The sequence below is a fragment of the Neobacillus citreus genome, assembly GCF_018343545.2.
In the GTDB taxonomy this organism is placed as follows: domain Bacteria; phylum Bacillota; class Bacilli; order Bacillales; family Cytobacillaceae; genus Neobacillus; species Neobacillus citreus.
In genome coordinates this window covers 36700-48688 of record NZ_JAGYPE020000046.1, presented here as the reverse complement: position 1 = coordinate 48688, position 11989 = coordinate 36700, and the positions used below count along the sequence as shown (strand labels likewise).

The following is an 11989-nucleotide window of genomic DNA, read 5'->3' as shown; positions in this document are numbered from 1 at the left end:
AGCTTTATACTTTCTTAACGCATAAATTCAACTACGCCTCTGTCTTCGTCCTATCGGACTCGCCAATCGGCGAGTTTACATTTATCCAGAGAAATCGATTTCAAAGTGCGAATCAATTTTAATTATGCTATTATCAATTTATGTCTAAGGTTTCGACATTATTTTAATACTATAATATGGATGAAAAATAGTCATAAATTACTTAAAATCCCTAAAGGAGTTAACGGTATAATGAAAAGAAGAACTGCAAGAGAAAAGGCTTTACAAGCACTCTTTCAAATTGATGTCTCACAGAGCGAGCCATCCTCTGCTATCGAACACGTATTAGAGGGGGAAGCAGGCGACGATTATCTATCCCGGCTTGTTCTCGGAGTAGTCGAGCATAAAGAAGAAATTGACAAGCTAATCATTGAGAACTTAGAAAAATGGTCCATTGATCGTTTGGCAGCAGTTGACAGAAATATTTTAAGAATAGCTGCCTATGAATTAAAATTTATGCAGCCTGATGTCCCTGAAAATGTGATTTTAGATGAAGCAATTGAGATTGCCAAAATATATGGAGATGACCAATCAAGCAAGTTTATTAATGCTATTCTTTCAAAAGTAAAACAAAAGCTTGTTATGGAATAACTAATGGATGGATAAAGGGAAGGGAGAAAAGGAAAATGACAGCTGTTATTATCAATGGAAAAGAAGTCGCAGACAAAAAAAAGCATGAAATTGCCCAAGAGGTCTCAAGTCTGAAAGGTCAGGGGATAACTCCGGGCTTAGTGGTTATCCTTGTCGGCAATAATCATGCATCCCGTACTTACGTCACCAATAAAGAGAAAACATGTAAAGAGCTTGGCATGAACTCATTATTAATTGAAATGCCAGAAGAAACATCAGAGGCGGAACTTCTTGCAAAGATTGAAGAGCTGAATAATGATGCTGCGATCCACGGCATTTTGGTCCAGCTTCCACTGCCAAAGCATATTGATGAGACAAAAGTCATCGAAACAATTTCTCCTTTAAAAGATGTCGACGGCTTTCATCCCATTAATATAGGCCGAATGATGACTGGACAGAAAACGTTTTTGCCATGTACACCATATGGAATTATGGTATTGCTCGAAGAATATGGAATTTCTGTTGCCGGTAAACATGCAGTTGTCGTCGGCAGAAGCAACATCGTCGGGAAGCCGGTTGGCCAATTACTGCTTAATCAGCACGCTACTGTCACCTATTGCCATTCAAGAACGAAGGATTTAGCCGAGCAAACAAGACAGGCAGATATTCTGGTTGCAGCCGTGGGAATTCCAAACTTTATTACTGCTGAACATGTTAAAGAGGGGGCAGTGGTTATTGATGTTGGAATTAACCGAAATGAGGCAGGAAAGCTTTGCGGTGATGTGGCATTTGCTGAAGTTAGTGAAAAAGCTGGATACATAACTCCTGTTCCAAAGGGTGTGGGTCCGATGACGATCACAATGCTTATGTATAATACCTTACAGTCTGCGAAGGAAAGTATGAACCGCAAATAAGTCTAAGAAATTGTCCTTATCTATGATGATTAGCCCTTATGTTCTTTTTGCGGACAAACCGGGGGGCTGATTATATAATGGATAGGGACAGTTTTTATCTTGTGGACTTAAAAAGGAGAACTTATGCAGGAACAAAGATATTTATCTGTGAATGCTTTAACCAAATACATAAAAAGAAAATTTGATGCCGACCCGCATTTAAGGGATCTTCATGTGCGCGGGGAAATTTCGAATTTTAAGCAGCATTCAAGCGGGCATATGTACTTTACGCTAAAGGACGATAAGGCGCGAATTCTAGCTGTTATGTTCTCAAGCCACTCCAGGGCAATGAAATTTCAGCCGGAAAATGGGATGAAAGTGATTGTCAAAGGCGACATCACCGTTTATGAACCGAGTGGACAGTATCAAATTTATATTAAAGACATGCAGCCTGATGGAATTGGCGAATTATTTCTCGCTTATGAACAATTAAAACAAAGGCTTGAAGCAGAAGGCTTGTTTGCACCGGAGAGAAAAAAGGAACTGCCTATGTTTCCAAAAACAGTGGGCGTCATAACCTCACCAACTGGTGCAGCCATCCGTGATATTATCACAACGATTAAAAGGCGATTTCCGATCGTCAATATTCTGGTGTTTCCTGCCCTTGTGCAGGGGGATAACGCAGCTCCTTCTATTGCAAAGGCCATTGAAAAAGCCAATAATAAAGACATTGATGTTTTAATAGTCGGCCGCGGCGGCGGTTCGATTGAGGAGCTTTGGGCATTTAACGAGGAACTTGTGGCTCGGGCCATCTACCAATCAGCCATTCCGATCATCTCTGCTGTTGGACATGAAACGGATTTTACCATTGCTGATTTCGTTGCTGATTTAAGGGCACCTACTCCGACCGGTGCCGCAGAACTTGCTGTTCCTCATATAGAGGAATTGCTGGATCGAACCCTGCAGCGGCAAACACGACTTATTCGCGCTATGCAGGAAAAATTCCGCTATGAGAAAGAACGATTAAATCGCGTCCAAAAATCTTATGCTTTTCGTTATCCGCAGCGCCTTTATGAACAAAAGCTTGAACAGGTTGATAAGGAGACAGAAAGACTTGTGCGCGGCATATCGCGATTATTTTCATTAAAAAATGAGCAGTTAACTAATTTGGATAAATCACTCGAGCGAAACCACCCAAGTGAGGCATTGCAGGAAGCAGGAAAACATTTCGAACGTACCCATAAAGAATTGAACCGGGCATTAAAGCAAATCCTGACAAAAAAACAAACTGATTTTGACCATATGCTTTCGACCTTGCAGGCGCTTAGCCCTCTAAAAATTATGGAGCGGGGCTATAGCTTGTCTTATACAGAAGATAACCGACTTGTTAAAAGCGTCAATCAAGTGAGTGTGTCTGATCAGGTCCAAATCCAGCTGACTGATGGCAGTCTATTCTGTAAAGTGGAAGAGATAAAGGAGAGGGATAAAAGTGACAAATGAACAAAAGTTAACCTTTGAAGAGGCAATGAACAAGCTCGAACAGCTTGTCGGGAAGCTTGAGGAAGGAGATGTCCCTTTAGAGGAAGCGATTATTTATTATAAAGAGGGCATGGAGTTATCTAAGCTTTGCCACGATAAATTGAAAAGTGTTGAAGAACAATTAACGCAAATTATTACGGAGGATGGACGTACGGAGAATTTCTCCGTAGTTGAGGAGGAATAGATTTGGAAACCGGACAGTTAGAGGCATTTGCAAAACAATATAAGCAGCTGCTTGAAAGCAATCTTCGTTCTCTGGTTGGAAAGCTGGATGCACCGGCGATAATAAAAGAATCTATGATCTATTCCCTTGAAGCAGGCGGTAAGAGGATTCGACCTCTCTTAGTTTTTGCTACAATAGATGCATTTGGAATGGATCCGAAAAAGGGGCTTTCTGCAGCAGCAGCGATTGAAATGATCCACACTTATTCTTTAATTCATGATGATTTGCCAAGCATGGATAATGATGATCTTAGAAGAGGAAAGCCGACAAACCATAAAGTTTTCGGTGATGCTGTTGCAACTCTGGCCGGGGATGCTCTGTTAACCTACAGCTTTGAGGTGCTTGGAAATATTCCAAATGACTCTATTACTGCTGAAACAAGACTAAAACTAATCGTGGAAATGGCTAAAGCAGCCGGCACGGAAGGAATGGTTGGCGGCCAGGTAGCGGATATGGAGGGAGAAGGAAAATCCCTTACCCTTCAGGAACTTGAATATATTCACATCCATAAAACTGGAAAGCTGTTAGGATTTAGTGTTTTAGCTGGTGCATTGATTGCCGGAGCGAATCAAAGTCAAATAGAGAGTTTGTCTGCATTCGCCCATCACTTGGGACTTGCCTTTCAAATTCAGGATGATATTTTGGATGTAGTTGGAAATGAGCAAGAAATCGGAAAACCGGTAGGAAGTGACACAACCAATTCAAAAAGCACCTATCCAAAATTGCTATCTCTTGATGGCGCGAAGGCGTCCCTCCGAGAGCAGACTCATAGAGCCAAAGAAAATCTGGCGAAAACCGGTTTAAATACGACATTATTAATGGAAATTACCGATTTGGTCGCTTCCCGAAACCATTGAAAAACAGTGATTTGAGGCAATAGATTAAGTATGTTATAATTGTTTCCATGTGGAAAACGTTGTCAATCTGCCGTTATCACGATTGTGTTAGCGGCTATTTTATCATTATCTGTAAAGACACCTTAGAACGAAAAAGTATGAAAGTGAGTGGTCCATAAATGGATCTATTATCAATAAAAGACCCATCCTTTTTAAAAGGGATGTCCAATAAAGAATTGGAGGCTTTAAGTCAAGAAATTCGCCAATTCTTGATTGAAAAGCTGTCTGCCACTGGTGGGCATATCGGCCCAAATCTTGGGGTTGTTGAATTAACCATTGCTTTACATAAATGCTTTGACAGCCCAAAGGACAAAGTTCTTTGGGATGTCGGTCACCAATCCTATGTCCACAAAATTCTAACCGGAAGAGCCTGTGAATTTGATACGTTGAGACAATTTAAGGGCTTATGCGGCTTTCCGAAACGGATTGAAAGCGAGCATGACGTGTGGGAGACAGGACATAGCTCTACATCTCTTTCGGCGGCTATGGGAATGGCAATTGCAAGGGACTTAAAAAAGGAAAAGAGCTTTGTCTTACCGGTGATTGGCGATGGGGCCTTAACAGGAGGTATGGCACTCGAGGCATTGAATCACATCGGCCATGAAAAAAAGGATATGATCGTTATTTTAAATGATAATGAGATGTCCATTGCCCCGAATGTCGGCGCGCTTCATAACATCCTTAGCCAATTGCGGACAGCGGGCAAATATCAATGGGTCAAGGATGAGCTTGAAGTCCTTTTGAAGAAGGTGCCTGCAGTCGGCGGAGTATTGGCTGCTACTGCGGAACGCATTAAAGACAGCCTAAAATATTTACTGGTTTCCGGTATGTTTTTTGAAGAGCTGGGATTTACGTATCTTGGTCCGATTGACGGCCATAATTTCGAAGATTTATTTGAAAATTTCAGCTACGCCAAAAAGACCGAAGGACCTGTACTTCTTCACGTAATCACAAAGAAGGGGAAAGGCTTTAAACCGGCAGAGACCGATAAAACAGGGACATGGCATGGAACCGGCCCATATAAAATGGATACCGGCGATTTTGTTAAACCAAATAAAAAGCAGCCACCAGCCTGGAGCAGTCTTGTCAGTGAAACTGTGCGCAGGATGGCACGAAGCGATGAAAGGATTGTCGCGATTACTCCAGCCATGCCTGTTGGTTCAAAGCTTGAAGGTTTTGCAAAGGAATTCCCAGACCGAATGTATGATGTTGGAATTGCCGAACAGCATGCGGCTACTGTTGCGGCAGGCTTGGCAACCCAGAATATGAAGCCGTTCTTGGCGATTTACTCGACCTTCCTGCAGCGGGCATATGACCAAGTGGTCCATGATATTGCTCGGCAGAATTTAAATGTTTTTATCGGTATTGACCGGGCGGGACTAGTCGGTGCAGATGGCGAAACCCATCAAGGTGTGTTTGATATTGCCTTCCTAAGACATGTTCCAAATATAGTGCTAATGATGCCAAAGGACGAAAACGAAGGCCAGCACATGGTTTATACGGCATTGACCTATGATGATGGCCCGATTGCCATGAGGTTCCCACGCGGCAATGGTTTAGGAGTTCCGATGGACGAGGAATTGCAGAGTCTTCCGATTGGGTCCTGGGAGGTTTTAAAAGAGGGCGATGATGCTGCTATTTTGACTTTTGGCACGACAGTTCCAATGGCCATGGAAGCGGCTGAAATTCTTGGAAAGCAAGGAGTTTCAGTAAAGGTAGTAAATGCTCGTTTCATTAAACCAATGGATGAAAAAATGCTAAGCGGCATCTTGGACGAAAATATCCCTATACTCACCATTGAAGAGGCCGTTTTACAGGGCGGGTTTGGCAGCTCGGTCCTTGAATATGCACACGATAAGGGATATTATTATTCGCAAATTGACAGAATGGGCATCCCTGACCAGTTTATTGAACATGGGGATGTCGGCTCCCTTCTTGAAGAAATCGGGTTAACAACTGAAGAAGTTGTGAAACGGGTTTCCATTTTGGCCAGGAAAAAACAACAAAGGGCATAATCAATGAAAAATAAAGAGCGTTTAGATGTATTATTGGTGGAAAAAGGTTTATTTGAAACCCGTGAAAAAGCCAAACGGGCTATTATGGCAGGGCTCGTTTATGGAAATGAAGAGAGGCTTGATAAGCCTGGTGAAAAAGTAAAAATTGATATTTCACTAAGCGTAAAGGGAAATGTGCTCCCATATGTTAGCCGAGGCGGGCTAAAGCTTGAAAAAGCCCTCAAGGTTTTTGATGTAAGTGTCACGGATAAGGTTCTGATCGATATTGGTGCATCAACTGGGGGATTTACTGATTGTGCCCTGCAAAATGGCGCCAAGAAGTCATATGCCTTGGATGTCGGTTATAATCAGCTGGCGTGGAAGCTGCGTCAAGATGAGCGGGTGGTAGTGATGGAAAGGACGAATTTCCGTTATGTCACACCTGCTGATTTAAGCGGGGAAATGCCCAATTTTGCTGTAATCGACGTATCTTTTATATCTCTAACCTTAATTTTGCCTGTACTAAAAACACTTTTAGTCCCGGACAGCGACATAATTGCGTTAATTAAACCTCAGTTTGAGGCGGGACGTGAACAGGTAGGCAAAAAAGGAATCGTACGTGATGAAAAAGTCCATTTGCAGGTTATTGACAAAATTATTGATTTTTCGATTACCCAGGGATATACGGCAGCCAATTTATCCTTCTCTCCGATTACTGGCGGGGATGGAAACATTGAATTTCTTCTTCACCTTAAATGGGTAGGGGAACGGGAGGCAGGCGTTAACTCCCTGCCTGCAGAACCGGAGACAATAGTCAAAGAAGCACATAAAGAATTTCATACAAAACAACAATAAAAGGATGGGCGAATGCCTATCCTTTTATTGTTTGGCTTTTGTATATTACTGTATTTTTATGAAGAAAAAATGTACAAGTTCTCAAAAATGGGCTAACATATGAGTAGAAGTGCTCATTTTGTATTTAAACAGGAGTGGAAGAATGAATAAAGGTCAACGTCACATTAAAATAAGAGAAATTATTGCGGGAAATGATATTGAAACGCAGGATGAGTTAGTCGAGGAACTAAGAAGTGCTGGTTATAACGTAACCCAGGCGACAGTATCTCGTGACATAAAAGAATTGCATTTGGTTAAAGTTCCGTTAAGCGACGGGCGTTATAAATACAGCCTGCCTGCGGACCAAAGGTTTAATCCGCAGCAAAAATTGAAACGGGCTTTAATGGATGCCTTTGTCCGTATTGATTCGGCAGGCCATATGCTCGTGATGAAGTGTCTTCCCGGCAACGCAATGGCAATTGGCGCGCTGATTGATCACCTTGATTGGGATGAAATTCTTGGAACCATCTGCGGTGACGATACGATGCTGATTATTTGCCGGACACCGGAGGATACAGAGGTTATTACAAAGCGTTTTTTAGATATGCTTTAATTTGGGGGAGAGTCTCTTGTTGTCAGAACTATCGATTAAAAATTTCGCGATTATCGAAGCCTTAACAATTTCTTTTGAAAAAGGTTTAACTGTTTTAACGGGGGAAACGGGCGCGGGAAAATCGATTATAATTGATGCCATTCATTTGCTAGCAGGAGGTAGAGGGTCGGCTGAATTTGTCCGACATGGCGAAGATAAGGCAGAAATCGAAGGTTTGTTTCAAATTGACGAACCTCAGCATCCGGTCTACTTAAAGGCGCTTGAATTTGGCATTGATATAGAGGAAGGTATGGTCATATTACGGCGGGATATTTCCCGCTCTGGCAAAAGCGTCTGCCGTATAAACGGTAAGCTCGTAACCATTTCAACACTAAGGGAAATCGGTTCCGCTCTTGTTGATATCCATGGTCAGCATGAACATCAGGAACTGATGGATGAAACGAGGCATCTGCCGCTTCTCGACCAATTTGGCGCAGAAGAAATCGCCGCTTCTTTAGAAGAGTATCAGGAGATTTTTGCACGCTTTGAGAAGACGCGCCAGAAACTTAAAGCGTTAAGTGAAAACGACCAGCAGATGGCCCATCGTCTAGATTTGATTCTTTTTCAGTTAAATGAAATTCAAAAAGCCGATTTAAAGCTCCATGAAGATGAAGAATTAACTGAGGAAAAAAGGAAATTGGCGAATTTTGAGAAGGTCTATGAGGCTTTTCAATTAAGTTATTCCGCATTAAACGGCGAGCAAAAAGGACTTGACTGGATTGGCATGGCCATGGGCCATCTCGAGGATGCCGGTTCCCTTGATAGCAGCTATAAAGCATTATATGAACTAGTATCCAATTGCTATTATCAGCTGGAAGATGCGGCCCGTTCCTTAAGAAATGAAATGGATGACATGGAATTTGATCCGCAAAGATTACACGAAATCGAAGACCGCCTGAATGAAATCAACCAATTAAAACGAAAATACGGCAGAAGCATTAAGGAAATATTAGAATATGCCGCAAAAATAGAAGAAGAAATTGAAACATTGCAGAATAAAGAAACGCATATCAGTGAATTGGAAAAAGAATTGGCTTCCATCAATAAGGATTTAATTCTTGAGGCAAAAGAATTATCCACCCTTAGGCAAAAGTGGGCTAAGAACCTCACTGGTCTTATACATACAGAGCTGAAGGAATTGTATATGGAAAAAACTGTTTTTGAAATACGAATAGAAACAGAGCCCCAGCATTTTTCAAAAACAGGAATAGACCATGTTCAGTTCTATATTTCCACCAACCCTGGCGAACCGCTAAAGCCATTGTCAAAAGTTGCCTCCGGCGGGGAACTATCACGCATCATGCTGGCGTTAAAAAGTATTTTTTCCAAACATCAGGGAGTTACTTCGATTATCTTTGATGAAGTTGATACGGGTGTAAGCGGAAGGGTTGCCCAAGCGATTGCTGAAAAGATTTATAAAGTATCAGTAAATTCACAGGTTTTATGTATTTCCCACCTGCCGCAGGTTGCAGCGATGGCGGATACTCACCTATATATATCGAAACTGATTAAGGGTGGAAGAACGACGACTTCGGTTAAGCCGCTAAATGAACAAGAAAAAATAAAAGAGGTTGGCCGCATGATTTCGGGGACTGAAATTACGGAGTTAACGAAGCAACATGCGAAAGAATTATTGCAAATGGCAGAAGAAAATAAAAAAATTTGAAAAGCTATCCATCTTGGGTAGCTTTTTTATATAGAACAAAGTTATAAATGGTTGTCAAGGAGGCAAAATTATAGATGTAGCCATTTCAATTGCAGAAAAAGAAGCGAGGAGAGTGAAAAGATTTGAAATTAGAAATCGTTAGAAAAATAATTGGTGGAATTCTCCTTGTTTCATTATTCAGCCTTATTTTTTTTCAGCCTATGCGTGAGTATGTAAGTGTTCCGAAGAATATTACCCTTTTTGAGGGGCAGGATTTTAGCTTTAAAAAGGCTGCATTTGTTTCAGCTTCGGTCCAATCACCCAATTCTAATATCACACTTGATCAGGAAAACCATTCAGTCGCTTTAAAAGCATCGGAAAACGGTAAGAACGAAATGCTATTAGAATTTGCAGGTATCCCCATTAAAAAGGTCGATGTAAACGTCTTAAAGGATTTTCGAGTGATTCCTGGCGGACAGTCGATTGGTGTAAAATTAAATACAGTTGGCGTATTAGTGGTTGGTCACCACCTAGTCAATACTGAAAACGGAAAGAAATCTCCAGGCGAAATTGCAGGAATAAAAATTGGCGATATCATTACAGAAATTAATGGAAATAAGATTGAAAAAATGGCTGATGTCGCGCCATTCGTTCAAAGTGCAGGGCAGGATGGAAAGCCGCTTGAAATGGCAATCAGCCGTGAAAGCGGTAAATTTACAACGAAATTGACTCCTTTGAAGGATAAAGGAGAAAACAGCTATAAACTTGGTTTGTATATAAGGGATTCGGCTGCGGGCATCGGAACGATGACATTTATTCACCCGCAATCGAAGAAATATGGTGCGCTTGGTCATGTTATCTCGGATATGGATACAAAGCAGCCAATTGTCGTAGAAGATGGACAAATTGTCCGCTCTACGGTGACTTCCATTGAAAAGGGGAGCAACGGTGACCCCGGTGAAAAACTGGCCCGTTTCTCATCAGATCGTGAAATTGTAGGAAATATTAAAAAGAATAGTCCTTTTGGAATTTTTGGCGAATTGAACAAAGAATTAAAAAATGGAGTATTAGATAAACCACTGCCAATTGCCTTATCTCATCAAGTAAAAGAAGGGCCAGCTAAGATTTTGACAGTGGTCAATGATGACAAAGTAGAAGAATTTAACGTAGAAATTGTCAGTACAATTCCGCAAAAGTTTCCGGCGACAAAAGGCATGGTCATCAAAGTGACCGATCCAAAACTGCTTGAAAAAACAGGTGGAATCGTCCAAGGAATGAGCGGCAGCCCAATAATTCAGGATGGAAAATTAATCGGCGCTGTCACCCATGTGTTTGTGAATGATCCGACCTCCGGTTACGGGGTTCACATTGAATGGATGTTAAATGAAGCCGGAATTAACATATACGAAATGCCGAAAAATAAAGCAAGTTAAATCAAAAGCAAAATAGGATAATTTTCCTATTTTGCTTTTTCTTTGGTATAGATTTTTCGACAAAAATTAGTTATAATTTGGAAAAATGGCGTTTTTAGTCGAATTAACGAGAAAAATTAAGAAAAGATAAGATTTTATCACTATTTTAAGAAATATTAAAAAAATGAGAGGATTTTTTGTTGCATTGTCGAATTTCTAATTTAGAATAGAATTAGAGGATTTTTGACATTTACAAAATAGAGTATTGTGATTAGTTGAGGAGGAACCGGAGTTGAAGAAGATAAAAGTATGTGTCGTGGATGACAATAGAGAACTTGTAGGATTATTGGAGGATTACATTTCTTCTCAAGATGACATGGAAGTGGCAGGTGTAGCCCATAATGGCCAGGAATGCCTGGATATGTTAAATACGATTGACCCAGATGTACTTGTTCTTGATATTATCATGCCTCATCTTGACGGGCTGGCAGTACTGGAGCGCCTTCGCGAGTTGAAAAAAGGAGTATTGCCAAATGTCATTATGTTAACAGCTTTTGGCCAGGAAGATGTTACGAAAAAAGCCGTGGAGCTTGGTGCCTCGTATTTTATCCTAAAGCCTTTTGATATGGAGAATTTAGGCAGCCACATTCGTCAGGTCAGCGGCAGCAGAAGCTCATTCTCCGCACGGAAGGTTTCCGCCTCCACCTATCGAACACAGCCGGATGCAAAACCAAAGAATCTCGATGCCAGCATTACAAGCATTATCCATGAAATTGGTGTACCTGCACACATTAAAGGGTACTTATATTTGCGCGAAGCCATTTCGATGGTATTTAATGATATTGAACTGCTCGGCTCGATTACAAAAGTGTTATATCCTGATATTGCAAAAAAATATAATACAACCGCAAGCCGCGTGGAACGGGCCATCCGCCATGCCATTGAAGTAGCGTGGAGCCGCGGAAATATTGATTCCATTTCATCCCTATTTGGCTATACGGTCAGCATGTCCAAGGCAAAGCCGACCAATTCTGAATTCATTGCGATGGTGGCTGATAAACTGCGTCTGGAGCATAAGGCTTCTTGAAAGGAATAATAATAAAAAAGCCTCATTAGTTTTGAGGCTTTTTATTGTGCAATTTTTCTAGTTCTTTTTATCTTTTTCCAATTCTATTAATTTTTGAATGAGAATATGTTGTGGCATATGCATAATCTGTTCTAGTGGGACTTTTAGTTTTTCGGCCAGTTTGACTGCAGTTTCAGGTGATATTTGTAAAGGTTTCATACAAGAC

General features: G+C 41.2%; 12 protein-coding genes. 11 read left to right on the top strand and 1 reads right to left on the bottom strand.

Translation table 11 applies throughout. From position 1 onward, the window contains the following. Positions 1-231 precede the first annotated feature (231 nt). The 11 genes from nusB to spo0A all read left to right on the top strand — a co-directional run bounded on the left by nusB (position 232) and on the right by spo0A (position 11784). On the top strand, positions 232-630 hold the full coding sequence (nusB, locus tag KHB02_RS21015) for a transcription antitermination factor NusB (protein WP_213144903.1): 399 nt from the start codon (positions 232-234) through the stop codon (positions 628-630). A gap of 35 nt (positions 631-665) precedes the next feature. After that, positions 666-1523, top strand: coding sequence for a bifunctional methylenetetrahydrofolate dehydrogenase/methenyltetrahydrofolate cyclohydrolase FolD (folD, locus tag KHB02_RS21010; RefSeq protein WP_213144904.1), 858 nt, complete (start codon positions 666-668; stop codon positions 1521-1523). Between the two features lie 123 nt (positions 1524-1646). Further along, positions 1647-3002, top strand: a complete 1356-nt coding sequence (xseA, locus tag KHB02_RS21005; protein ID WP_213144905.1) for an exodeoxyribonuclease VII large subunit — start codon at positions 1647-1649, stop codon at positions 3000-3002. Then, positions 2992-3225 carry an exodeoxyribonuclease VII small subunit gene (locus KHB02_RS21000; RefSeq protein ID WP_213144906.1) on the top strand — a complete coding sequence of 78 codons (234 nt, stop codon included), beginning with the start codon at positions 2992-2994 and terminating at the stop codon, positions 3223-3225. The genes xseA and KHB02_RS21000 overlap by 11 nt, the downstream gene beginning before the upstream one ends. 2 nt (positions 3226-3227) lie before the next feature. Continuing rightward, positions 3228-4121: a polyprenyl synthetase family protein gene (locus KHB02_RS20995; protein WP_213144907.1), complete on the top strand. Its 894-nt coding sequence runs from the start codon at positions 3228-3230 to the stop codon at positions 4119-4121. Between the two features lie 158 nt (positions 4122-4279). Further along, positions 4280-6175 (top strand): 1-deoxy-D-xylulose-5-phosphate synthase, encoded by a 1896-nt coding sequence (gene dxs, locus KHB02_RS20990; protein ID WP_213144908.1) that lies wholly within the window; start codon positions 4280-4282, stop codon positions 6173-6175. Positions 6176-6178: 3 nt separating this feature from the next. Next, positions 6179-7009, top strand: coding sequence for a TlyA family RNA methyltransferase (locus KHB02_RS20985; RefSeq protein WP_213144909.1), 831 nt, complete (start codon positions 6179-6181; stop codon positions 7007-7009). Between the two features lie 142 nt (positions 7010-7151). Continuing rightward, entirely contained in the window at positions 7152-7601 is a 450-nt protein-coding gene (ahrC, locus tag KHB02_RS20980; protein WP_213120243.1) for a transcriptional regulator AhrC/ArgR, read from the top strand. Between the two features lie 16 nt (positions 7602-7617). After that, positions 7618-9306 (top strand): DNA repair protein RecN, encoded by a 1689-nt coding sequence (gene recN / locus KHB02_RS20975; protein WP_213144910.1) that lies wholly within the window; start codon positions 7618-7620, stop codon positions 9304-9306. Between the two features lie 122 nt (positions 9307-9428). Next, a complete protein-coding gene (spoIVB, locus tag KHB02_RS20970) occupies positions 9429-10718 on the top strand; it encodes a SpoIVB peptidase (RefSeq protein WP_213144911.1) in 1290 nt (429 codons plus the stop codon). A gap of 271 nt (positions 10719-10989) precedes the next feature. After that, positions 10990-11784, top strand: a complete 795-nt coding sequence (gene spo0A / locus KHB02_RS20965) for a sporulation transcription factor Spo0A (protein WP_213144912.1) — start codon at positions 10990-10992, stop codon at positions 11782-11784. 57 nt (positions 11785-11841) lie between these two features. Here the strand turns inward: spo0A and KHB02_RS20960 are convergent, their stop codons facing one another. Continuing rightward, the gene (locus KHB02_RS20960; RefSeq protein WP_213144913.1) at positions 11842-11982 is read right to left on the bottom strand and encodes a YycC family protein; all 141 of its coding nucleotides are present in this window, start codon (positions 11980-11982) and stop codon (positions 11842-11844) included. Positions 11983-11989 lie beyond the last annotated feature (7 nt).

Coding starts and splice junctions, on each gene's coding strand:
- KHB02_RS20985 (WP_213144909.1), top strand. CDS start 6,179: ATGAAAAATAAAGAGCGTTTAGATGTATTATTGGTGGAAAAAGGTTTA.
- ahrC (WP_213120243.1), top strand. CDS start 7,152: ATGAATAAAGGTCAACGTCACATTAAAATAAGAGAAATTATTGCGGGA.
- KHB02_RS20960 (WP_213144913.1), bottom strand. CDS start 11,982: ATGAAACCTTTACAAATATCACCTGAAACTGCAGTCAAACTGGCCGAA.
- dxs (WP_213144908.1), top strand. CDS start 4,280: ATGGATCTATTATCAATAAAAGACCCATCCTTTTTAAAAGGGATGTCC.
- nusB (WP_213144903.1), top strand. CDS start 232: ATGAAAAGAAGAACTGCAAGAGAAAAGGCTTTACAAGCACTCTTTCAA.
- xseA (WP_213144905.1), top strand. CDS start 1,647: ATGCAGGAACAAAGATATTTATCTGTGAATGCTTTAACCAAATACATA.
- folD (WP_213144904.1), top strand. CDS start 666: ATGACAGCTGTTATTATCAATGGAAAAGAAGTCGCAGACAAAAAAAAG.